The sequence below is a fragment of the Lactiplantibacillus herbarum genome (assembly GCF_001039045.1).
GTDB lineage: Bacteria > Bacillota > Bacilli > Lactobacillales > Lactobacillaceae > Lactiplantibacillus > Lactiplantibacillus herbarum.
In genome coordinates this window covers 87,828-110,449 of record NZ_LFEE01000036.1, presented here as the reverse complement: position 1 = coordinate 110,449, position 22,622 = coordinate 87,828, and the positions used below count along the sequence as shown (strand labels likewise).

Below are 22,622 nucleotides of genomic sequence, written 5' to 3'. Positions count from 1 at the left end.
GTTGTTTTGGGACTTTCAACCTTTAGTTACGCAATAGATGATTGATTTAGTGGCTACATACAGCAGTTTTAGAAGTAACAATTTACAGTAGCGTATTTTAAAACGGTCACTACTGAATCCGTTAATTATTAATGTACTAATTTTATTCTAAAAAACATGGGTGATATTGATTGTCCTAACCATTAATTTCAGGTACCCTGAAGTGAAGAGCATAATCCGAGGGGGACTTAAACATGAAAATTTTGATGCCATATTTTAAACGGTATCGTGTCGACGTATGGATTGCCATGCTGTCTGTTATTGCGCTAGTATTTGCCACGTTATGGCAACCGCGCTTACTACAGGTCATCATGACGGCCATCATTAATAATGACCAAGATACGGTACTACGAGAAGGCGTGTTCTTACTCGGATTAGCCGTATTGGGAATTATTAGTGGAATTATTAATACCATTTATTCGGCTAAGGTTGCGTTAGGCGTGGCAACTGATCTTCGGGCTGACCTATACGCCAAAGTGCAATCATTGGCCTATGCAGACGTGGAAAAGTTCTCACCATCGAACTTGGTAGTGCGAATGACGAATGACATTAATCAGGTTCAGCAGATTGTCATGGCTGGTTTTCAACAGATTACGCGGATCCCATTGCTATTCATCGGGGCGCTACTACTGGCAGTTATTACGATGCCTGAACAGTGGTGGATAATCGTTGTGATGATGGCAGTTATCCTGATAGTCGCACTGTTTGCGGTACGACGGATGACGAAATACTTTGCTGAAACGCAACAGGATATTGAAAACGTTAATACGGTTGCTCGGGAGAATCTAATGGGTATCCGAGTCGTTAAATCGTTCGTACAAGAAACAAATGAAATTAAAAAATTTGCTAAAGAATCTGACCAATTAACGGCGGTGACTGCGAAGATCGGCTACTGGTTCGCTATTCTGATGCCAGCATTCTTTCTAACAGCTAACGTAGCAGTCGGTGCATCCGTCTATATAGTTGGTCAAAATATTACCACTCATCCAGCTTACTTAGCGGCCATTACTAGTTTTATTTCTTATTTGATGCAGATGTTCTTTGCAGTTATCAACGGTGGGTTCTTAATGACCTTTGCTTCACGGGCGTTCATCTCACTAGGACGAATTAATGAAGTTATGGACACGGAACCTAGCATGAGCTACGTTGAAGGCGATGAAGCGCCCGTTCATGGTGCTATTCAGTTCGACCACGTGACTTTTACCTATCCTGGTGACGATCAGCCAACCTTAAAAGATGTGACGTTTACGGTGCAAGCTGGGTCGATGCTGGGGATTGTCGGAGCTACTGGGTCTGGTAAAACGACGCTCGCACAATTGATAGCCCGGTTATACGATCCTGACAGTGGTCAGGTTCTAATCGGTGGCATTGATGTGCGTGACTTGCCAGAGAAGTCCTTGCGGGCAACCGTGGCGTACGTTTTACAGCGCTCAACGCTCTTCTCAGGAACGATTGCGGAGAACTTACGACAAGTTAAACCAGACGCTAAGCCGCAACATATGCAGTGGGCGGCTAATATTGCGCAGTCGGCTGAATTTATTGAACGCTTGCCACAGACCTACGATGCGCCCGTTGAAGAACGGTCACAGAACTTCTCTGGTGGGCAAAAACAACGACTTGCGATTACGCGTGGGGTCATCGCTAACCCAGAAATTTTGATTTTAGATGACGCAACTTCTGCACTGGATGCGCGTTCTGAAAAGCTCGTTCAGGAAGCCCTTGATCGTGAATTACGAACAACGACGACCGTGGTGATTGCTGAAAAGATTGCGTCGATCATTCGTGCGGATCAAATTCTAGTTTTGGATAATGGGCAGATTGCAGGTGTCGGCACCCATCGTGAGTTACTACAAACTAGTCCGATCTATCAGGCTATTTATCAGACACAAAAGGCACGGGAGGAGGGACTCCATGACTGATTTACGTAATGCGGGGAAATATTACTGGCACTATCTGAAACGTTACTGGGTGGGGTTCTTACTGAGTGTCATTCTCATCGCCATTTCAACGTGGTGTATTGTGATTGCACCAACTTACCTAGGACGAGCAGTTGAAGAACTGACTCAGTATTTGCAACAGTGGACAAACCATACGACCAGAGCGCAAGCAAGCTTACAACCGTTTAACCGTACGCTGATTACGTACGTTCTCCTGTACGTGTTGGATGCTAGTACCATCTTTATCGCAAGCTTGATTCTGGCGCGTGTGACGGCCTTTTCAACCGGGACGATGCGGGTTGGCTTATTTCGTAAAATGCAACGGATGAAGGTCCAGTACTTTGATACTCACAGCGATGGCGATATCTTAGCCCGGTTTACATCGGATTTGGATAACATCTTCAATGCGATGAACCAAGCTTTATTGGAGATTTTACTGGCCGTTGCTCAGTTTGTCGGCCTACTGATCGTGATGTTCAACCAGAATGCTCAGATGGCGTGGGTAACGATGGCTTCGACACCGGTAGCACTGATTATTGCGGCGTTTGTCATGCACAAAGCTGGTGTGGCAGTTAATCGCCAACAGGATGATATTGGCCATCTGAATGGATATATCAACGAACAGATTACGGGACAAAAAGTTCTGATTACGAACGGCTTACAAGAAGATTCATTCAAAGGTTTTCAAGGGTATAATGCCAAGGTGCGGGAATCAGCCTTGACCGGTCAAATCTGGTCAGGTATTTTGAATCCACTGATGCAAGGAATGTCGTTACTGAACACGGCCATTGTCATTTTCTTCGGATCATGGTTAGCCCTCAATGGCAGTATGTCAACTGGTGCAGCTTTAGCCTTAGTGGTCGTCTTTGTTAATTACGCACAACAGTATTATCAACCAATCATGTCACTGACGAGTTTATATAGTATGATTCAGTTAGCCATTACGGGTGCACGACGAGTTGACGAAGTCCGTAATCAACCAGATGAAGTGACGCCAGCTGCGGGCAAATCATTGGATGGCATTCATGACGAGCTAGTAATTGATGACGTACACTTCAGTTATTTACCCGGCAAGGAAATCCTCCATGGCGTTTCAATTAACGTTCATCGTGGTGAGATGGTTGCTTTAGTTGGGCCAACGGGGTCGGGTAAGACGACCGTCATGAATCTGTTAAATCGTTTCTATGATGTTGATAGTGGTGCGATTACTTTTGATGGTGTCAATATTCAGGACTTTGAGTTACAAGTCTTACGGCAAAACGTCGGAATCGTCTTGCAAGAACCTCAGTTATTTACCGGGACGATTGCGGATAACATTCGTTACGGTGAACCGACTGCCACGATGGAACGGGTGATTGATGCGGCCAAACAGGCCAATATTCACGACTTTATCGTTGGCTTACCAGATGGTTATAAGACGATGGTATCGGACGAACAGAGCGTCTTTTCAGCGGGACAGAAACAATTGATGTCTATTGCACGGACAATCTTAACCAATCCACGTTTATTGATTTTGGATGAGGCCACGTCAAACGTTGACACAGTGACTGAAGCTAAGATTCAAGCAGCCATGGATAACGTGATTCAGGGGCGGACTAGTTTTGTGATTGCGCACCGATTGAAGACGATTCTGAACGCGGATAAGATTGTCGTCTTAAAAGACGGACAGATCATTGAACAGGGGAGCCATGCTGAATTGTTAGACGAGGACGGTTTCTACGCTGAGTTGTATCGCAATCAGATGGTATTCGAGTAGTAAAGATTAGAAGGAGTAGTTGATGACAGCTCAAGAACAACAAGTACGGGTATCCATTCCCGTATCAGCATTAGAACGCGCCGGCATTGCGACTGATGATCAATTGCGGTTAAAGGTGCATAATGACGCGTTAGTATTAGAAAAGATTCAACCAGAACAGCCCCAGTGGCAACGATATTTGATTGTCTGGCCACTGATTATTGCGGCCTTGTCAGGCTTGGCGAGCTATGCTTACTGGTGGTTTCAAAATGTACACCCAGTACCGTTAACGGGGGCGCAATCAGTCGGTAGTTTAACGATTGTTGCGGGTGTTCTAACGGGTGCCGTGTTCTTTATTATTTTCTTTATGAAGACACGAAATGATCCTGAAAATCGTTACTCACGAAAGATATACTGGCGTAATTTTCCAGTCATAACGATTGCGTTCGTTATGATCCTAGCGTTTGCATTGGTAGGGGCGTTCTGGATACTAGAATTACTATTTCCAAACGTGGTCTTTGACCGTTTTACTTCGTTATTATTGATCGTCGTATTCACGTATTTTGCGAATGCGTTTATGATTTGGGCGGCGTTAACCATCAATGACCGGTCGCTATCGACGATTTTAACGATTGTGATTATCAGTGGCTGCGTGGTCTCAATGGCTGCCAATGGGCAACGGCGCTGGTGGCAACATAACTTGAGCTTTCTAGGGACTCAGGATGCTCGGAATGCTTGGCAGTTTAACCTAACGCTGATTTTTTCGGCGTTGTTAATGGTTGTATTGATTGATTACCTATTCGTTTCGCTAAGCCGAATTTATCCGCAGACGTGGCGGACGTCAACGTTACGTCTCTTATTAACGCTAACGGCAATTGATTTTGGCGCGGTCGGGTTATTTCCTAACAATACGACTTTCCATTGGTTACATGACTTAGTAGCGGGTGGCTTGGTGACGTTACTAGTATTACTGATTATCGGGGTGCGCTGGTTGTTACCAGCCGTCACAAAAGACTTTTTATGGCTATCATATGGTGCCGGGGTTGTCTTGTTGTTACTGAACTTTGGTTTTCGGTGGTTACGATTCCCATCGTTAACGGCGTTTGAGATTCAAGCCTTTGGGATCTCGTTTGGATGGCTATTGATGTTGTTTGCACGCTTACAAACTCTGGTCAATGAGGATCCTGAGTTGTTGACGATTCAATTGGAACGAGCAAGTGATCAATAATTTCAAATAAACTAAGAAAAGCTCTGTAAAGCCGTGTTTGGTTTTACAGAGCTTTTTGAATTACGGTAAATCATAGTTTTAATGGTTGGATCGTTTGACATCAAGCGGCTATTTTCACTTGATGTCAACTAAAATACATTGGGAGCCACGCAATTTTGTAATTTAAAAGGCTGGTAATTTTAGTTGCCTTCATTTATAATTAAGGGGAACGAATGTTCTTTTAGTGATGACGATCGTGAAGGGCAGGGACTAGTAATGGCAGAAGACCGGGTTTATATGGCAATTGATCTTAAATCGTTTTACGCGTCGGTCGAGTGTGTCGCACACCACTTAGATCCGCTTAACGCTAACTTAGTGGTAGCTGATACTAGTCGGACGGATAAAACTATTTGTCTCGCCGTTTCACCGGCTTTAAAACAGTTTGGTGTCCCTGGGCGACCACGCTTGTTTCAGGTTGAACAACAGGTTCGGACCTTGAATCTGGAACGTGGCCGGCAGACATCTTATCAGCACGTCATGCGCCATAAATCAATTTATCGACGTCAGCTGCAAAAACAACTCAATCTTGGTATTGACTACAAAGTTGTACCCCCGCGCATGAATTACTATATGGAGCAGAGTGCGGTGATCTATGAGATCTACTTACGGTTTATCAAACCCGAAAACATTCACGTTTATTCAATTGATGAAGTCTTGATGGATGTGACGGAATACGTGCAGACGTATCATGTTTCGGCACATACTTTGGCTAAGACTATGATTCATGAGATTCAAGCCGAGACGGGGATTACGGCAACGGCCGGAATTGGAACGAATCTATGCCTAGCAAAGGTCGCAATGGACATTGTGGCGAAGAAGATTCCAGCCGATGAAGATGGCGTGCGAATCGCACAGATGGACCAGCAGCAGTATCGGCGTTACCTGTGGGGACACCAACCGATAACTGATTTCTGGCGGGTCGGACATGGCTATGCGAAGCGTTTAGCCGCACTCGGACTCAATACGATGGGCGATGTGGCTCGGTGTTCCTTAGGGAGTTTGTCAGAAGACCATAATGAGGAACAGCTGTACCGTGAGTTCGGCAAAAACGCGGAGCTTCTGATTGATCATGCGTGGGGTGAGGAGTCGGCGACTTTGGCCGATATTAAGCAGTACCGATCAAGCGATCATGGCATCTATGCTAGCCAGGTCTTGATGAAACCTTATCCGTATCAAAAGGGCAACTGGTGCTACGTGGAATGATCGACACGCTAGTCTTGGATCTGGTTCAACGTCACGTTGTAACGGACCGGATTGGCTTGTATATCGATTATGATGGGCAGAGCTTACAACAGGCGCCTAACTATCAGGGAGCCGTGGTTGAGGATTACTATGGCCGGCGGGTGCCCAAACCGGTGCATGCGAACGTTGCCTTGGATTATCCAACGGCATCGCTGCACGAATTGCGTGCGGCTTATCAACAGCTTTATCAACAATTCGTTCGGCGTCAGTTGTTAATTCGGCGAGTAACCGTGGTTGCTAATCATTTAGTTGATGAACGGCAGCTTACACAGCAACCTCATTATGAACAAACTAATCTATTTGAAGATCCAGAAGTGGTTGCTGATCAGGAGCAACAAGCGCAACGGCGCCGTGATCGGGACCATCAGTTACAGACAACCATTCTGAAGTTGCAGCAGCGTTCAGGGAATAAGAATGTTATTATTCGATTGGCTGATTTAAAGGATGGCGCAACGACGATTGAACGCAATGACCAGATTGGAGGACACCGAGCCTAATGACAGAAGTGCAATCACTTAAAGCCGAGTTATTTAACGATACGAGTCAGTATGCCGATATCATGACGAAGCCGCGACACGTTTCACATCACCACTTATCAATGCCACAGGCAGATCGTGCGGCCCAGTTTGCACCGTTTGCGGCTTTAACTGGTTATCACGAATTAATTGCAGCTAGAACGGAAAATTACGCCCATAAACATTACCCAACACGGGTAGCCAAGCAGCAAGTGATGGCTCAATTAAGGCAGTTAGATACTATGACGGTTCTGCCACGAGTAGCCGTCAATTATTTTAACGCTGAGGTGGGCTATTATCAGACGGACACTTGTCAGTTGGCGAAACTTGACTGGGATAAGGGGCGGGTCTACTTCACTGATGATGAAGTGGTTTCTATAGCGATGGCTAACGTGCGTAGCGTTACTGTAGCGAAAACAAAATAAGCATCTAAAACGCCCATTTTAAAGGAAAATCGGGTGTTTTAGATGCTTATTTGGGCGAAACTATTTAGCTGTGATTTGCATACGGCCGTTGCGTTTGGAATGGTAAAGATTAGCGTCAACGCGATCATAAAATTCAGTGGCGGTTTGATCATCAGGTGTTAAGGTTGCGAGTCCAATTGAGATTGATAGTTGGATTTTTTGTTGATCAACTACGACACTGAGATGGTTGATTGCACTGAATAGCTGGTTGACAATCGGGAGCGCCGCATCAAGATCATAACCTGGGAAGAGTACGTTGAATTCTTCGCCCCCCGTTCGGTAGAGGGTGATATGCGCATCGTTAGCTTCGAAGACGGTCTGAGCAGTTTGCGTGACGTGTTGTAAGATTTGATCCCCAGCAGAATGTCCATAAGTATCGTTAATCTGTTTGAAGTGATCAATGTCGAACATCATCATCGAAAGTTCAAGGCCGCTCTTTTGTCTAATTTGAAATTGATAGTTAATTGCGCTGGTATACGCTGCAAAGTTTTCTGTTTTGGTTAGCGCGTCGTGGTTAGCGAAGTCAACTAGATTCTGTTTGAGTTCGCTGTTGGCTGACAGCATGCTGGCGTAAATGTAGAGTAAAATTTCAAAAATCATGAAGTAGGCCCATTCTTGCCAGTAAGTGCCCCAAGATAGTGTGAATTTAAGCTTCATGAACCACCATAAGAGCGCACCAAAACCCATACAAGTTAAGAGATAGCTACCAATTTGAATTTTGTGAGACCAGCGATTCATACGTTTACGCATGAATCCTAAGGTCGTAAAGAACAGCATTAAAGTTAGGGCGTGCCCCCAAGATTCCCAATACAACACCGAATGGTTGAAGAGCATGAAAATCAGCAGGGTTGGGTAAAGGTAATAGTAGCGGATATGAATATTAAGAAAGTAACCGCAAAAGGTTAATGCAATCAGCTGGAAATTCATAAAAATCCAAGAGTCTGTCTGACCAACAATCAGCGATTGCATACTGAAGACAAAGACTAGCATGTAAATGAGCCCGTACCAGTCGTTAACCACGTCTTCGTTCACATGAATATGATGGGCATTCAAGGCACTAATGAGCCAGTTTTGTGAGACCCAAAAGAGGGTCAGTACGCCAAGAATAAAGAAGACGCCGGTAATAAATGGTGAAATCGCCCAATGTGACCAAGTCATGAACTGACCCCCTTCCAAAAAAGTTTCGTTTAAATTGAATTACATAGCCCAAGTATACCTGTTTAATGTGTAAATATCGACCTGCATTAATTATTTTTGAGCGATGAATTAATTGAAGTTGATCTGATTTAATAAAAGAAATGGTCAGAGGAGTGAAGGGTGCCAAACTACTGAGTAGTGACTAGTGGGATAGCTCAATTCCCCGGTGGTCTGGACGAGCTGTAATGAAGCCCGTTGCGACTAACCAGGCATGGATGGTGATGGGACCTGCAAACTTAAAACCATCGTGCCGCATTTGCTGTGATAACTGGTCACTCGCGGCAACGGTTCTTGGTAAATCATGGAAATGGTGAACGTTGAGGACAACCTGCTGATATTGAAGATGGTGCCAGAGGTAGGCATCAAAAGACTGGGTGGCCTGTAATTGCTGAATAATTTTGGCGTTGTGGATAGCGGCCATAATCTTGCGTTGATTACGAATAATGCTGGCGTCGGTCAGTATCTGTGTGATGTTGCCAATATCGAAGTTGGCGACGGTGTTAATATCCCAGTTAGCGAAAGCACGACTAAAAGCGATCCGTTTATTGAGAATCATTTCCCAGTTGAGACCTGCGGCAAAGCCACTTAAAGCCAATAGTTCGAATAGTTGTTGATCGTTGTGGGACGGAATCCCCCATTCGTTGTCAAAATACTGTCGATAGCTGGGATTTTGAGGATAGTAACGGTTGAAGAGTGGGTCATCGTCAAACCAAGTTGTTGTCATTTAGCAGCCTCCATCAGTCTAAGCGTAGTAGTAAGTCCCTGATACCTAGTAAATACGTAATCAAATAAGAAAACCGCTGAAATTTTCAGCGGTTTTCTTATTTGCGGTGATCTTTAACAACTAAATTGGGTCGCATTTGACGTACCTTATGAGCGGCATGATCGGTCTTGATCTGACTAATGATTTGGGCCATGTTGACAGTAGCTGTCATATCCTTTTGAAACGTGTGAACGCCAAAACTGTCGTAAGTCACCTGGTTACCTTTGATCGTAAACCAGTTAGGCTGTAGCTGTTTGGCCGCCGTGGTGATGTTTTTATCCGGCCAGACGAGGTATTTAACTTGACTGTTTTCAGAGTAGATTTCAACTTGCCAGCCACGCTCGAAATCGGCTAGTTCTTGCCAACGCTGAATCTGAACGTGTTTGACGGCGTAATAAATAATACAACTATAGCGAAGGTTAGCATTAGACGCGACTTCAGCCGTGGTGATTGTTTTAGGCTTAGACGGCGTTGCTTTTTTAGTTACCGTTGTGGTTGGTGTCGGCGAACTGTGGTGGTAGAAGATAAATCCTGCTGCTGTTCCCCCGACGATAACAACAGCCAGACCGATTAATAGTTTTTTCATGAGCCCCGACTCCTTTTATTAGTAATCCTATTTTACCGCAATATAATTAATGGTCAAAAGTAAATAGTAAAAATTACTATTTACACAGACGGTAATTATTGTTATTCTGTAAAACGTAATGATTACCATTTAAAAAGAAGGGGAGCAGAAATGATGAAATTACGACGAGTAGGATTAATTATCATGGTTTTGATTGGTGGGGGTGTCTTAAGTGGTTGTCAAAAGCAGGCTACAAAGGATTCAACGGCCAAGATTAATATTGTGACCACGACGAATTTTTACGGGGAGGTTGCTAAAGCTGTCGGGGGTGATCGGGTAAAAGTGACGTCGATTATCAATCAGCCGTCCGTTGATCCCCATGATTTTGAACCAACCCCGGCCGTGGCCCAGAAAGTTGCCAAGGCGGATATTGTGCTAGCAAATGGGATTGGCTACGATGGCTGGATGAATAAAGTTGTTCAATCAACTGACAGTGCACAGTTCATACGGGTAGGTGAGGACGTACTGAAGCGCAAGGCGGGTGTTAATGAACATTTGTGGTATGATACGCAAACAATGCCGGCAGTTGCTGAGTATTTAGCAAACCAACTTGCAAAAAAGCGGCCACAAGATCGAGCTTATTTTGAAGCTAACGCGAAAAAGTACGTGGCGACTTTGAAACCAGTACAACGGGTCGTCAAACAGCTACAAGCAAAGGTTCAGAAACTAGATAACCGGGATGTTCTCGTCAGTGAGCCGGTATTTGACTATGCGCTGACTAACTTAGGTTTCAAAGTAGGCAATACAGACTTTGAAAATGCAGTGGAGAAAGGGACGGATCCGTCACCTAAAGTGATCCAGAACATGCAGACTGCGCTGAAGAAAGGTCAAGTCGCGTGCTTTGTGGATAACAGTCAAGTGAGCGATAAGATTGTGGATAACATGGTCACTTTAGCAAACAAAAACAAGGTTCCGGTGCTTAAAGTGACGGAAACGATGCCGGCGAACATGACTTATCAACAGTGGATGTTGAAACAGTATCAGCAATTAAATCAATTATTGTCCGCTTCATAAACAGATACGTTATAACCGAGGAATGTGGGTCAGAGTGCGCGTAATTCAGTAAGCTGATAATGTCTTTATTAACAATAGTTGTTGATAAATGTGTCTCCTCACCTGGATTGAGGATGCTAGATATTATTAGAATACAAAATAAGAGCATGGGTCAAAGACCCATGCTCTTATTGGTTTAATGATTATTAATTTAGCTTAAAGTGCCCAAGCAGCCATACCTTGTGCATCGTACAAGGCAACGGCGGCGTTCACTTGTTCTTCAACAGAACCACTACTGATGTGCATGTTTTGGAATAAACCATAGGCACCACTCGTGCTGTTGACAACGTTAGTTTCCCAGTTAGATTCGCGGGTGATGATGGTGTTCCAAGTTGAAGCAGAAACGCCGGTCCGTGATTCCATCTGGCTCAAGACGTAGCTCTTCAAGTTGCTACCAGTGTAAGTTGATGTGGTAGAACTACTTGAGTCGCTAGTTGAGGTCGTTGCAGTCGTACTAGTATCTGATGAACTCGTGCTTGCAGAGCTATCTGATGAGCTAGTAGTTGTAGCTGACGTAGAACCGTCTTTAATAGTTAAAGTTTGACCAGGTAAAATGAAATGATTACTGATGTTGTTAGTTGTTTCAACGTTATTGATAGTTGTGTCGAACTTTTGTGCGATGGCCCAAACAGAGTCACCGCTCTTAACCGTATAAGTTGAGTCGGCATTAGCAGTTAAGACACCGGCAAATAGTAAACTAACGGCAGCAGCTGAGGTTGTTAAAACGGTACTTACAAGTTTTTTCAAAATATACACTCCTATAATGTGTGAAAGTCTGATTAGTTACAATTCAATAGATCCTGACTACGATTGGTTCTCGTAATCAACAGAACCCAGTGTAACGTGCTCGCATTACTTGTAAGTGTCGTGAACTTTAAGAACGTGGGGCAAAGATTACATAATCGGCTGTTTTTGTAATCTTCGTAACTGCGATGAGACGTAAAATCCTGATGTGAAAGAGCGCTTTAATGCTGACGTGATAGGGATTAAGGCTCAGGTTAAGGGGAACCTAAAATGAAGTTTGTTACGGAATTTAGGTCAATAATAAGGCGAAAAAAAGCTGATTTAACCGGTCAATGATCATATTGACGAGTTAAATCAGCTTTTAGCTAGGGTGAGAGTCACTAAAATGAAGTTAGTCCACTAGTATAAAAGGATCAGGTAGGCCCTCAGCTTCTTTTTCAGCCTTAGCTTGCGCTAATTCTTCATTAACGAGTTCGGAAGCAGCGGGATCACTGTACATATCGAGTTTGAAATCAATTTCTTTTAAATTAGCCATGATCTTGACTTGCTGCGCTAAGATAGCCTCGCGATGAGTGTTGAGTAGTTGCCGGCGTTGTTCAATCGACTGTGGTCCTTGCATGACATAGTCGATGTATTGACGGATGTGACTGATCGGCATGCCGGTATTTTTTAGACAAATAATCGTGTGTAAGAGGTGCAGATCACCTTCAGTAAAGTCACGGTAGCCCGACTGATCCCGGCCAACGAAGGGCAACAAGCCCTGTTTGTCATAGAAACGTAGGGTGTAGGCAGTCAAACCAACTTTAGTGGCGACTTCTTTGATCGTATAAGTCAAAATTATTCCTCCTAGCACTTGCCTTAGACAATACTCTAAGGTTTATGCTCATTATATTAACTATTAGCCAAGCAAAAAACAAGTGATAAAAACGAGGAGTAATTAACTATGACGAAACCATTGGTATTAGTAACGGGTGGCAACGGCTTTTTAGCCTTACACATCATCAAACAATTGTTAACGGCTGGATATCCATTACGAGCGACACTACGATCTTTAGATAAGGTGCCAGCAATTCAGGCGACCCTCGACGGAACAGCGAATTTGTCACAATTATCATTCGTTACGTTGAATCTCAATCAGGATACTGGATGGGCAGAAGCAATGACCGGGGTGACTTACGTGATGAGTGTTGCCGCACCCGTATTTGTTAATCAGGGTAAGGCTAGTGAAGAGGTGATGAACGCAGCCAAAGTCGGAACCTTACGTGTCTTAAAAGCAGCAACGGCCGCCGGGGTGAAGCGAGTTGTGATGACGGCGAACCTAGGTGCTGTCGGGTTCAGTTGCTTTGATCATCAACATCCAGTTACAGAAGCCGATTGGACTGATCCAAAGCAACCAGGGCTGTCAGAATATGAAAAGTCTAAATTAGTGGCTGAACAAGCTGGTTGGGATTACGTCAAAGAACATGCTGACAGCCCAGAGTTCACCACAGTCAACGCGGGAGCCATGTTGGGACCAGCACTTAACGATCACGTGACGGGAAGTTTCAACCTAGTTAAGCGATTATTGACCGGCCAAGTGATGCCGAATTTAATCGTGAACGTTGTGGATGTTCGTGACGTTGCTACGATGGAGGTTCAAGCAATGATTGTCCCTGAAGCGGCCAATCAACGTTTCTTAGCAGTCGCACCAACTGCAATCTCAATGCGAGCAATCAAGCAGTTGATTCAGCAAGAGCGACCACAGTTAGCAGCTGGACTGACAAAACACCTCTTGCCTGATTGGTTCGTGCGCGGTGGTTCAGTTGTTAGTTCGCAGTTGAAGGAGTCTAATCTGATGATGCAACTCAACCATGATGTTTCAACGACTAAGGCCCAGACAATGTTAGACTGGCAATCTCATTCAGCAAAAGTGGCGGTACTGGCAGCGACAGATACGCTAGTAAAAGCGCAATTATTGTCAAAACGAAACTAATTAATATGAAACTGGTCTAATGGCTTTAAATGCTGTTATGACCAGCTTTTTTAGTTATTTTGATAGAAGATGATCAGTGCAGTTTAAATAAAAGTATATATTTTTAATAAATAAGAGTTGATTTTATTTTGGCGATGGGCTAATATTATTTCACGAGGAAAGCGTTTTCCGAAAACTAAAATGAGGAGGAGTTCGATGAATAAGGAGCGACAAATGCCTAAGGATTTTTTCTGGGGCAATTCAGTGTCCAGCATGCAAACAGAAGGTGCTTGGGACGAAGATGGTAAGGGCCGCTCGGTGTATGATGTGCGGCCAGCGACGGCGACGACTTCTGATTGGCACGATGCCATTGACGAGTATCACCGTTATGACGAAGATCTGGATATTATGAAGGATCTTAATATGAACATGTATCGAATTCAAATTTCGTGGTCACGGGTAGTTCCAGATGGTGACGGCGAATTTAATGAAGCCGGGATTGCATTTTACGACCGGTTAGTAGATGGCATGTTGGCACGGGGTATCACACCGATGATCTGTCTGTATCATTTCGATATGCCATTAGCTTTAGCAGAAAATGAAAACGGGTTCATGTCGCGCCATACGGTAGATGCTTTTGTTCGTTTCGGTGAAAAGATGATTGAATATTTTGCGAACCGGGTTAAGTACTGGATCGTATTCAATGAACATAACCTCTATTTCACGGATGAAGTTTTCAATATTTCCGGTTATACCAAGGGTGATCAGAGTGTCAACGACCTTTACCGGATCTTCCACCACACGATGTTAGCTCACGCACGTTTAGATGATTTTGTTCATCAAAACTACGATGATGTTAAGATCGGTGGCATGTTAGCTTACACGCCAGTCTATCCAGAAACTGCTAAACCAATTGATATTATGGCAGCACGTAAGAGTGACGAGTTCTTGAACAACAACTTGAACGACGCCTATGTCTATGGGCATTATTCACCCGAGGTACTGCGGTATATCGACCTGCAAGGGATTGATTATGATCTACAACCAGGTGACGAAGCAATCATTGCCAAAATGAAAGCGGATTTTTTAGCCTTTAGTTATTATCGTTCGACAGTTATTAACGGGGACAAGCTTCCTGAAGATGCCGTACCGAACCGTTATCTCAATTATTCGTTTGAGGCTAACCGTTTCTTAGAGGCTAATGAATGGGATTGGGCCATTGACCCACTCGGCTTCCGTAACCTGATTACGAAACTATATGATCAATACCAAGTGCCAGTTTTCCCAATCGAAAATGGGATTGGAATTAGCGAACACTGGAATGGCAAGGATATGATCGAAGATGACTTACGGATCAAGTATCACGCTGAACACATCAAAGCGATGAAGGATGCGATGTTGATTGACGGGGCGCAAGTGCTAGGCTACCTTGGCTGGGGCTTGATCGATATTCCGAGTTCACACGCTGACATTGAAAAACGGTACGGGGTCGTTTATGTCAACCGTAGTAACCATGATTTAAAAGATTTAAAGCGGGTGCCTAAGAAGTCATATTACTGGCTACAGAAGCTCCTAGCAAAAAATGGAGATGAATTGTAATGGAAAATAGTAGTAATGGTGCTGTTAGCAATTTCATTAACAATAAAGTTTTACCACCAATAATGAAGTTCGTTAACACCAAAGCAGTTAGAGCTTTACAAGATGGGATGGTTTACGCGTTACCTTTCATTATTATCGGTTCTGTATTCTTGATCTTATCGAACGTTCCAATTCCAGCCGTCGCCGCAGCAATTAAAGCTTCTGGTTGGGCTGCCTTCTTCTCACAAGCTTACACCGTGACTTTCGGGGTACTGTCACTCTGGGCTGCAATCGGGATCGCATACGTTTACGTTCGTAATGAAGGCTATGAAGCCTTACCAGCTGGGTTGACTTCAATGGCTGTTTTCTTACTATTACAGACATTGAACATTGCTAACCCATTAGTTGCCGCAATGGGCAAAGCGGGTTCTGGTATCACTAATGCTGCCGGTAAAGTTGTGATGTCCGGTAGTGCTGTTAGTCAAAACATTGACAAGTTACCAAAAGCGTTACAATCATTTGTTCAAGCACCAGTTACTGGTGTTGTTAACATTACTTGGCTAGGTGGCCAAGGGATGATCGCTGCAATTATTGTTGGGATTCTAGTTGGTTGGGGTTACTCTACGATGATTCGTAAGGGTTGGAAGATTACCTTACCAGAACAAGTGCCATCAAGTGTTGCAAACCAATTTACTGCTATGATTCCTGCCGGTGTTATCTTGATCGTTGCAATGTTGATCTTCGCAGCCTTCAGTGCACTTGGTAACACAGATATGTTGCAATTTATTTACAAAGTTCTCCAAACACCATTACAAGGTCTCTCAGATTCACTTGGTGGTGCCTTAGTTATTGCGTTCTTAGTTCCTTTCTTCTGGTTCTTCGGGGTTCATGGTGGTTTGATCATGGGTGCCATCACCAGTGGATTATTAATTCCAAATACTTTTGATAACGCTTCATTGATGGCAGCTGGTAAATTAACGGTTGCTCAAGGTGCTCACATTGTTACTAATGAATTCTACAATAACTTCATTAACTTAACTGGTTCAGGTATTACCCTTGGTTTGGTTATCTTTACAGTGTTTGCTGCTAAATCTGTTCAATTCAAGACGATTGGTAAAGTTGAATTAGTTCCTGCTTTATTCAATATTAACGAACCATTCTTGTTCGGTTTACCAATTGTTATGAACCCATTCTTGGCTATTCCATTCTTCTTAACCCCAGTGTTAGTTGCACTTTCAACTTACTTGGTTATCTACTTCGGAATCGTACCACCATTAAACGGGTTCGCTGCTCCTTGGACTACACCAGCAATCATCTCTGGTTTCCTTATTGGTGGTTGGAAGATGGCTGTATGGCAAGCAATTACGTTGGTTATGTCAACGGCAATCTACTTCCCATTCGCAAAGAAGTACGATGCTATCTTAACGAAACAAGAAGGCGAAAAAGCTGCTGCTGAAGCCGCTGCCGGTAATGCTGCTACTGAAAAAATGTAATTTGTCGTTATAGAGAGGACTTGAACTAATGGCTGATAAAATCATTATGTTGGCATGTTCCGCTGGGATGTCAACTTCACTACTCGTATCTAAGATGCAAGCTGCTGCTAAAAAAGATGGCGTTGATTACGAAATCTTTGCCACTTCAGCTGCAGACATTGACAATCAATTGAGCAAGGATCCACATCCAGACGTTCTATTATTAGGACCACAAGTTCGTTACATGGCGAATGATGTTAAGAAGAAGACCGACGCTGCCGGTATTCCAATGGACATCATCAACATGTCAGACTATGGCATGATGAACGGCGAAAATGTGTTACAAGCTGCCGAAAAGTTACTCGGCGATAAATAAGGATTTAACCGGGAGAGACCTTACGATTGTGAATCGCCAATGTGTGCGGCGGTTGCTTTAACACGATCGAGTCATTTCCGAGCCATAATCAAATACTAACCAAATCCTAGATAGTTTTGGTTTGAGCACGACATCGTAATGGTGTCGTGCTTTTTTGTTTACCATGTAGAGGTTAAAACGACCGCTATATCAGTGATTGATATTTAACTAGCCGCTCCGCCAGCCGGGGAAAACTGCCATGGGGACTGGTCCTAGCCAAAAAGCGGTCTAGGACCTCGCTTTTGAGCCTGAAATTCAAGTCTCAAAAGACGTCCCGCAATCTAAGGCGGCCAAGAACGCCACCTAAAATTGCCTTCATGGCAGATTCCCCCGGCTGGTTCCGCTTAGATTTGATTCAATGACAATTTTGTTAGCTTAGTATTTAACTAGCAATCTTCGAAGACTAATATTAGTGGAGGCATATTAATTATAAGTATTAATCAGTCTAGCTCCGGTCCCCACAGCGTAGCTAGTACTGACTACCGTAGGCGAAAGTGACGAGCGTTTAAGCTTTTGTCTATGAAGTCAGATAGGAGCGGTTTTTAATTTAAAAAAAGTCAGCAAAAGTCCTTGACCTGAAACGGGTTTTAGCAAGTAGAATGAAGTTAATCAAGGAACGGTAGCTGGCCAGCATCGTGATTGAATCAAATTAGTTACTTAGGAGGATTCATCATGGGATTATTTGGATTTGGTAAAAAGGTTAAATTATACGCACCGGTTGACGGGACACTGACTGAATTAGCAGCAACGCAAACGGGTTTTGCGGTTGAATCAAAACGTCATCATATCTTTAGTCCGATTACAGGGACTGTTAGTGAATTATCGCCGGAGGACCATACAATTAAGCTGACGACTGGGAACATCACCGTTCACCTACAGATGGTGGGCGATACGGAAGGTACCCCTGCAATTTATGTTCATGAGGGTGATCAGGTCACTCCAGGAAGTCCACTGGCGTTTGTTGATCCGGATCAATCACAGGAAGATCGGGTTACGGTGGCGGTGATTGTGGATAACGATGGTGAGCGTGAACGCAAAATTAACTTATCAACAAGTGGACAAGTTCGTCGTGAGCAAGAAGTAGCGACAACTGTGGATAAATAACGGAAATAAGTGGGCGTTTGAACTTGAATCGGCCTCATAATTGATGAAATTAAACAAAACAAGTGAATTTGGAGGATTAAACCCCAAACTCACTTATTTTTTTGATAGCGAAAAAGCTTTATTCCACATGTTGTGGAGAACATTGTGGGTAATTATAAGGTAAATTAGATGGTTGCTAACAAGGTTACAAGTATTTGTAGATAGTGGCTAGTAAGGTGTTGCTGTCGTTAACCAGCCAGCCATCTAAGGAAACGCGATAACGTTGGTCGGCATGTTGATAGATGCGACCAGGAATTGCGACCTTCTGCCGTGTGTCATGAATAATCAGAATAAATGTCGCGGCACCATTTAAGATGGTGATCCGAGCATTTAGTAGGTAGGATAGCTTAGCTGTTAGGGTAGCTTTAATCGCTACTAAACCGGGCATGCCGCTCGTGGTTACGGTAAGCCAGTCGTTGGCTAAGTGTGTCGTCTGTTGGTTGGTAGATATTGATGTTAATTGTTGCATATGCATGACCTCCCCAAAGTCATTGTTCCATAATTCTTATTATAATTAAGCATATGCGCTAATTATGATTAATGCGACTGTTACCGCTTAATTGGGTGGATTAATTTGTTGGCCTTACAGGGGAAAGTGTGGGCGCTATTGAGCAAGTGAGCGCGTATACTATAGGTAATATAGATGAGGGAGTGGGCAGACATGTTACATCGAATTGCAGTATTGGCGGACATTCACGGTAATTTATCCGCACTCAATGCGGTCCTAGCTGATGCACAACAACAAGCGGTGACGGATTACTGGTTCCTGGGTGATCTATTCTTACCCGGGCCAGGAGCTGAACAACTCTACGCAACGTTAGCGGCCGTCAAACCAGCCGTCTGGTTACAGGGTAACTGGGAACAGGGCATCAATGCCGTAGTGGCGGGAAAAGGCCGCATTGATGATTCATCGCAGGTGTACTTTGCTCGGCTGACAGAATACCTCGTGCAGCATTTATCACCAGAGCATTTCCAGACTGTCATGCAGCGGCCAATTGCGACGACCGTAACGGTGAATGGTTTGATGATCAGTCTGTCACACAACCAGCCGGAACGGTCGACTGGACACGATTTATATCCAGCCGCAGAACAAGCTAACTTTGATCATTTAGCTGGCAATGCCGACGTCGCCGTGTACGGCCACACCCATCAACAGATTATGCGGGTGTCCGATAAAGGGCAGTTGATTGTTAATCCGGGCGCAACTGGGCAACCATACAGTCCTTATAAGAAGTTCATGGCGGATCAGCGTGCTCATTATGCGATCCTAACGATTGATGACGCTGGTCGAATCACGGTGGAATTTCGTAAAGTTGAGTATGATATTGATCAGGAATTACGCCTAGCTCAGCAACAAGAGCTACCTTATTACGAGTTGTACGAACACTTACGACGGACGGGGTCTACGATTACACATGACCAAGCTTTGCTCACCAAGGTTAATGCGGAACACGGTTATCAAACGGATGTTAGGGAATTCTTTGGGTGGTAAAACTTTGGGGTAGTAGATGGTGATTTGTGAGCATTAACGTGGAATCGGCGAGCATTCTGAGCTTGGAACCCTCCCCACTGGTTTCGGGTTAAGCGGAGTAAACTTCTTGCTGGCCTACGTTGCGACTATTAATATCACGAATGAACGCAACTCAAAGTATGCACTTGAATTTGACGGGTGCTCAGTTAGCTTCTATAATGAAGCAATTGTGATTTACCGAGGAGGATTTCCATGAATTTTGCCCCATCAGAGTGGTTTGGCTTCAATAAGCGAGTTAAGCAGGACATGGTCTTTACTAAGACAGAGAACGGCGAGACTAGTACGAAGCAGGTCTACGGTCGCTTCAATTGGTGGGCCTTCCTATTTACGTGGTTCTACGGGCTATTCAGCCGTCGTTGTCAGATTCCGTTCTTCATGATCAAAACGGCCGTGCCATTTTTAGGTCTAATCTTCTTTAACACGGTCATGCAACTGTTATTTACAGAGCAGATTGCGCTTATCATAAACGTGTTAGGCGACGTTTGGTACGGCTACATGTTTGAAACCTGGTTTAAAAATCAGTTACTAGCGGATGGGTACAAACCCGTACAATAAGTAGCTAGTGTTTAGTCGAAATGGGCTGAACACTTTTTTTGTGGAAAGGGTGGTCTGTGAAGATTGCCTGAAGTTTTTATTAAGTTTAGCTAATGTTGAGAGCTATGGACTGTTTGAAGCGTACGATCATACAATTAAAGTGTGCGGTGGGTTAAACTGATTGGATAATCAGTCATCTAAATTAGATTGGCGCTGAAAAAATTATTAGGTAATTAAAGATGGGATTGACGTCGACTGACGTAACTAATGTGTGTGTAGATGACGTTTATTCAGATAAATAACTAATTACCAGTAGTCACTATTTGACGACTTTTGAGTTTTAGCATACATTTGATGATAGGACATTATGGAGAGCAGGGTGATGGCAGCGTGAGTTACTTAGAATTAAAGGATATTCATAAAGCATATTATTTAGGTAAAGAAGAATTCCCAGTTTTAAATGGTATCAATCTGTCTTTTGAACGGGGGGAATTCGTTGCGATTCTGGGTGAATCTGGCGGTGGTAAGTCGACCTTAATGAACATCATTGGGGGCTTAGACCGTCAATTTAAAGGTCAGGTGTTGTTACAAGATGTTGCACTGGATCATCATCAGGAAAAGCAGATGGATCAGTATCGGCGTGAAACGGTCGGCTATATCTATCAATCGTATAACCTGATTAATCATCTATCCGTACTGGATAACGTGTTGATTTCACTCGATATGACGAAGTTGAACCACGCTGAACGTGAACAACGTGCCCAGGATTTATTGAAACGTGTGGGCTTATCTGACCAAGTTAAGAAGTATCCAAACCAGTTATCAGGTGGGCAGAAGCAGCGAGTGGCAATTGCCAGAGCCTTAGCTAGTGATCCACAGATCATCATTGCGGATGAACCAACAGGTGCGCTAGATTCTGAAAATACAGCCGCTGTTTTGAAAATATTGGATGAGATTGCGGCTGAAGGTCGGTTAGTGATCTGTGTAACCCACTCAGAAGCGGTTGCGGATGCCGGAACGCGAATCGTTCGGTTGGCTGATGGGAAGATTGTAGACGATCAACGTTTACACCCAGCTTACCCAGTGGATAGTGATCGTCAGCAAATTCCAGCTCGCAAGTTACCATGGTACGTGCCATTGAATACGGCGTTCAAGCACTTACGCTATACGTGGAGTTGGAACCTGATTATTATTATTGGGACGGCTATTGGGCTATTTGCGGTGATGTTATTTAACGGCTTGGGTAATGGGCTGAAAGGCTATATCAACCAAGAAATCAATGACATGGTCAATCCTCAAGTGGTCACTGTTTCACGGTACCAGAAGACTAGCTCGAGCCAGCGTGGTGGTTCACAGCGAAGTGATCAGGAAGCGGCGATGGGCGTTAGCACGGCAACTGCAAGCACGCCTACTTTTAGCAGTGCACAATTAAAACAACTGCGCGAACTGAAACATGTTGATACAGTTCAACCAATCCTCAGTGCTAGCAACGCAACGATTGCGGTCGGTAAGAAGGATTACACGGCAACCTCATTGACGACTTGGACGGCCTCTAATCGAAAGGCAATCATCAAAGCTGGTCATGAAGCCGGCAAGAATGAGATCGTTGTCGATAAGAGTTCGGTTGCGAAGAAATGGTCTAGCAAGAACTGGAAAGACTTAGTAGGTAAGAAGGTTACCGTGAGTTTCCAAACTACTAATTCGAGTGGCAAGAATGTGACGGTTAAGCAACAGTTAACCGTGGCCGGAATTACGGATAGTACAACGGGAACTGCGGTTAACGCGGTAACTTACGCAACGATGAAATCAATGCGGACAGCGAATGGTCTCAATGCCAACCCTACGTCTGCTGCGGTTAAGGTTGCTTCACGTGACGACAATGACAGTGTCACTAAGCAGATCAATAAGGTGAAGACAAATAACAAGCGTCAATTTAAGGCGATTAGTATCGCTAGCATGTTGACGACGGTGAACACTTACGTGAACTTGGCAACGACCATCTTAGCAGCGATTGCTGGAATTTCACTATTAGTTTCAGCGTTAATGATCATTGTGACGATGTTCATGTCAGTTAGTGCTCGTAAAAAGGAAATCGGAATCTTGCGTGCACTGGGTGAGAGTCGCCGGGATATTCGTCGGTTATTTACTAGTGAATCGTTAATCATCGGGGTCATTAGTGCGTTACTGGCTACCGGGATTGCGTATGGAATTGGGGCCGGACTCAATTCGGTGCTCTACCAAATCGCTAGTTATAATATGATTGAGATTCATTTAGGTAATGTTATTTCAACCTTCATCATTGCATTAGTGATTGCGTTGATAGCGGCAATCTTGCCAGCATGGCGGGCAGCCCGGTTGAACCCAATAGATGCGTTGGCGGCGGACTAAGAGTGGGCCAGCAGGCGGTTAGAGACCGA

Annotated in this window: 19 protein-coding genes and 1 pseudogene; 14 read left to right on the top strand and 6 right to left on the bottom strand. The window is 44.1% G+C overall.

Features of this window, described 5'->3' with window-relative positions; translation table 11 throughout:
- The first annotated feature begins 233 nt into the window (after window positions 1–233).
- The 5 genes and pseudogenes from ACG95_RS11100 (at window position 234) to ACG95_RS11080 (ending at window position 7,160) form a co-directional block, all read left to right on the top strand.
- Window positions 234–1,958: an ABC transporter ATP-binding protein gene (locus ACG95_RS11100; protein ID WP_048000572.1), complete on the top strand. Its 1,725-nt coding sequence runs from the start codon at window positions 234–236 to the stop codon at window positions 1,956–1,958.
- Window positions 1,951–3,732, top strand: coding sequence for an ABC transporter ATP-binding protein (locus ACG95_RS11095; RefSeq protein WP_048000571.1), 1,782 nt, complete (start codon window positions 1,951–1,953; stop codon window positions 3,730–3,732). The genes ACG95_RS11100 and ACG95_RS11095 overlap by 8 nt, the downstream gene beginning before the upstream one ends.
- A gap of 22 nt (window positions 3,733–3,754) precedes the next feature.
- Window positions 3,755–4,939 carry a DUF998 domain-containing protein gene (locus ACG95_RS11090; RefSeq protein ID WP_048000570.1) on the top strand — a complete coding sequence of 395 codons (1,185 nt, stop codon included), beginning with the start codon at window positions 3,755–3,757 and terminating at the stop codon, window positions 4,937–4,939.
- 255 nt (window positions 4,940–5,194) lie between these two features.
- Window positions 5,195–6,717: pseudogene (locus ACG95_RS11085) on the top strand (Y-family DNA polymerase).
- A complete protein-coding gene (locus tag ACG95_RS11080; RefSeq protein ID WP_048000569.1) occupies window positions 6,717–7,160 on the top strand; it encodes a hypothetical protein in 444 nt (147 codons plus the stop codon). Before ACG95_RS11085 ends, ACG95_RS11080 begins: the two are co-directional and overlap by 1 nt.
- A 60-nt stretch (window positions 7,161–7,220) precedes the next feature.
- Here the strand turns inward: ACG95_RS11080 and ACG95_RS11075 are convergent, their stop codons facing one another.
- From ACG95_RS11075 to ACG95_RS11065, 3 genes are all read right to left on the bottom strand, one after another.
- Window positions 7,221–8,357, bottom strand: coding sequence for a GGDEF domain-containing protein (locus ACG95_RS11075; protein ID WP_048000568.1), 1,137 nt, complete (start codon window positions 8,355–8,357; stop codon window positions 7,221–7,223).
- 181 nt (window positions 8,358–8,538) lie between these two features.
- The gene (locus ACG95_RS11070; protein WP_048000567.1) at window positions 8,539–9,120 is read right to left on the bottom strand and encodes a DNA-3-methyladenine glycosylase I; all 582 of its coding nucleotides are present in this window, start codon (window positions 9,118–9,120) and stop codon (window positions 8,539–8,541) included.
- A gap of 97 nt (window positions 9,121–9,217) precedes the next feature.
- Entirely contained in the window at window positions 9,218–9,745 is a 528-nt protein-coding gene (locus ACG95_RS11065; protein WP_048000566.1) for a hypothetical protein, read from the bottom strand.
- A 150-nt stretch (window positions 9,746–9,895) separates the two neighbouring features.
- Between ACG95_RS11065 and ACG95_RS11060 the strand changes: the two genes are divergently transcribed.
- The gene (locus tag ACG95_RS11060) at window positions 9,896–10,798 is read left to right on the top strand and encodes a metal ABC transporter solute-binding protein (protein ID WP_048000565.1); all 903 of its coding nucleotides are present in this window, start codon (window positions 9,896–9,898) and stop codon (window positions 10,796–10,798) included.
- A 195-nt stretch (window positions 10,799–10,993) separates the two neighbouring features.
- Here the strand turns inward: ACG95_RS11060 and ACG95_RS11055 are convergent, their stop codons facing one another.
- On the bottom strand, window positions 10,994–11,584 hold the full coding sequence (locus ACG95_RS11055) for a LysM peptidoglycan-binding domain-containing protein (RefSeq protein WP_082137354.1): 591 nt from the start codon (window positions 11,582–11,584) through the stop codon (window positions 10,994–10,996).
- A gap of 388 nt (window positions 11,585–11,972) precedes the next feature.
- Window positions 11,973–12,416, bottom strand: a complete 444-nt coding sequence (locus ACG95_RS11050; protein ID WP_048000563.1) for a MerR family transcriptional regulator — start codon at window positions 12,414–12,416, stop codon at window positions 11,973–11,975.
- 108 nt (window positions 12,417–12,524) lie between these two features.
- Between ACG95_RS11050 and ACG95_RS11045 the strand changes: the two genes are divergently transcribed.
- The 5 genes from ACG95_RS11045 (at window position 12,525) to ACG95_RS11025 (ending at window position 18,101) form a co-directional block, all read left to right on the top strand.
- A complete protein-coding gene (locus ACG95_RS11045) occupies window positions 12,525–13,553 on the top strand; it encodes an NAD-dependent epimerase/dehydratase family protein (protein ID WP_048000562.1) in 1,029 nt (342 codons plus the stop codon).
- 195 nt (window positions 13,554–13,748) lie between these two features.
- Window positions 13,749–15,131 carry a glycoside hydrolase family 1 protein gene (locus ACG95_RS11040; RefSeq protein WP_048000561.1) on the top strand — a complete coding sequence of 461 codons (1,383 nt, stop codon included), beginning with the start codon at window positions 13,749–13,751 and terminating at the stop codon, window positions 15,129–15,131.
- Window positions 15,131–16,603 (top strand): PTS sugar transporter subunit IIC, encoded by a 1,473-nt coding sequence (locus ACG95_RS11035; RefSeq protein ID WP_048000560.1) that lies wholly within the window; start codon window positions 15,131–15,133, stop codon window positions 16,601–16,603. Before ACG95_RS11040 ends, ACG95_RS11035 begins: the two co-directional genes overlap by 1 nt.
- A 28-nt stretch (window positions 16,604–16,631) precedes the next feature.
- A complete protein-coding gene (locus tag ACG95_RS11030; RefSeq protein ID WP_048000559.1) occupies window positions 16,632–16,958 on the top strand; it encodes a PTS sugar transporter subunit IIB in 327 nt (108 codons plus the stop codon).
- Between the two features lie 711 nt (window positions 16,959–17,669).
- Entirely contained in the window at window positions 17,670–18,101 is a 432-nt protein-coding gene (locus ACG95_RS11025) for a PTS glucose transporter subunit IIA (RefSeq protein ID WP_048000558.1), read from the top strand.
- A 184-nt stretch (window positions 18,102–18,285) separates the two neighbouring features.
- On the opposite strand, the gene ACG95_RS11020 is transcribed toward ACG95_RS11025, so the two are convergent.
- Entirely contained in the window at window positions 18,286–18,609 is a 324-nt protein-coding gene (locus ACG95_RS11020) for a hypothetical protein (RefSeq protein ID WP_048000557.1), read from the bottom strand.
- A 192-nt stretch (window positions 18,610–18,801) separates the two neighbouring features.
- Between ACG95_RS11020 and ACG95_RS11015 the strand changes: the two genes are divergently transcribed.
- From ACG95_RS11015 to ACG95_RS11005, 3 genes are all read left to right on the top strand, one after another.
- A complete protein-coding gene (locus ACG95_RS11015) occupies window positions 18,802–19,632 on the top strand; it encodes a metallophosphoesterase family protein (protein ID WP_048000556.1) in 831 nt (276 codons plus the stop codon).
- Window positions 19,633–19,863: 231 nt separating this feature from the next.
- Window positions 19,864–20,226: a hypothetical protein gene (locus ACG95_RS11010; RefSeq protein WP_048000555.1), complete on the top strand. Its 363-nt coding sequence runs from the start codon at window positions 19,864–19,866 to the stop codon at window positions 20,224–20,226.
- Window positions 20,227–20,595: 369 nt separating this feature from the next.
- Window positions 20,596–22,593 carry an ABC transporter ATP-binding protein/permease gene (locus ACG95_RS11005; RefSeq protein ID WP_048000554.1) on the top strand — a complete coding sequence of 666 codons (1,998 nt, stop codon included), beginning with the start codon at window positions 20,596–20,598 and terminating at the stop codon, window positions 22,591–22,593.
- Window positions 22,594–22,622 lie beyond the last annotated feature (29 nt).

What these genes read in the sequence shown, in the direction of transcription:
- ACG95_RS11100 (WP_048000572.1), top strand. Translation starts at nt 234, where the DNA reads ATGAAAATTTTGATGCCATATTTTAAACGGTATCGTGTCGACGTATGG.
- ACG95_RS11095 (WP_048000571.1), top strand. Translation starts at nt 1,951, where the DNA reads ATGACTGATTTACGTAATGCGGGGAAATATTACTGGCACTATCTGAAA.
- ACG95_RS11090 (WP_048000570.1), top strand. Translation starts at nt 3,755, where the DNA reads ATGACAGCTCAAGAACAACAAGTACGGGTATCCATTCCCGTATCAGCA.
- ACG95_RS11080 (WP_048000569.1), top strand. Translation starts at nt 6,717, where the DNA reads ATGACAGAAGTGCAATCACTTAAAGCCGAGTTATTTAACGATACGAGT.
- ACG95_RS11075 (WP_048000568.1), bottom strand. Translation starts at nt 8,357, where the DNA reads ATGACTTGGTCACATTGGGCGATTTCACCATTTATTACCGGCGTCTTC.
- ACG95_RS11070 (WP_048000567.1), bottom strand. Translation starts at nt 9,120, where the DNA reads ATGACAACAACTTGGTTTGACGATGACCCACTCTTCAACCGTTACTAT.
- ACG95_RS11065 (WP_048000566.1), bottom strand. Translation starts at nt 9,745, where the DNA reads ATGAAAAAACTATTAATCGGTCTGGCTGTTGTTATCGTCGGGGGAACA.
- ACG95_RS11060 (WP_048000565.1), top strand. Translation starts at nt 9,896, where the DNA reads ATGATGAAATTACGACGAGTAGGATTAATTATCATGGTTTTGATTGGT.
- ACG95_RS11045 (WP_048000562.1), top strand. Translation starts at nt 12,525, where the DNA reads ATGACGAAACCATTGGTATTAGTAACGGGTGGCAACGGCTTTTTAGCC.
- ACG95_RS11040 (WP_048000561.1), top strand. Translation starts at nt 13,749, where the DNA reads ATGAATAAGGAGCGACAAATGCCTAAGGATTTTTTCTGGGGCAATTCA.
- ACG95_RS11035 (WP_048000560.1), top strand. Translation starts at nt 15,131, where the DNA reads ATGGAAAATAGTAGTAATGGTGCTGTTAGCAATTTCATTAACAATAAA.
- ACG95_RS11030 (WP_048000559.1), top strand. Translation starts at nt 16,632, where the DNA reads ATGGCTGATAAAATCATTATGTTGGCATGTTCCGCTGGGATGTCAACT.
- ACG95_RS11025 (WP_048000558.1), top strand. Translation starts at nt 17,670, where the DNA reads ATGGGATTATTTGGATTTGGTAAAAAGGTTAAATTATACGCACCGGTT.
- ACG95_RS11020 (WP_048000557.1), bottom strand. Translation starts at nt 18,609, where the DNA reads ATGCAACAATTAACATCAATATCTACCAACCAACAGACGACACACTTA.
- ACG95_RS11015 (WP_048000556.1), top strand. Translation starts at nt 18,802, where the DNA reads ATGTTACATCGAATTGCAGTATTGGCGGACATTCACGGTAATTTATCC.
- ACG95_RS11010 (WP_048000555.1), top strand. Translation starts at nt 19,864, where the DNA reads ATGAATTTTGCCCCATCAGAGTGGTTTGGCTTCAATAAGCGAGTTAAG.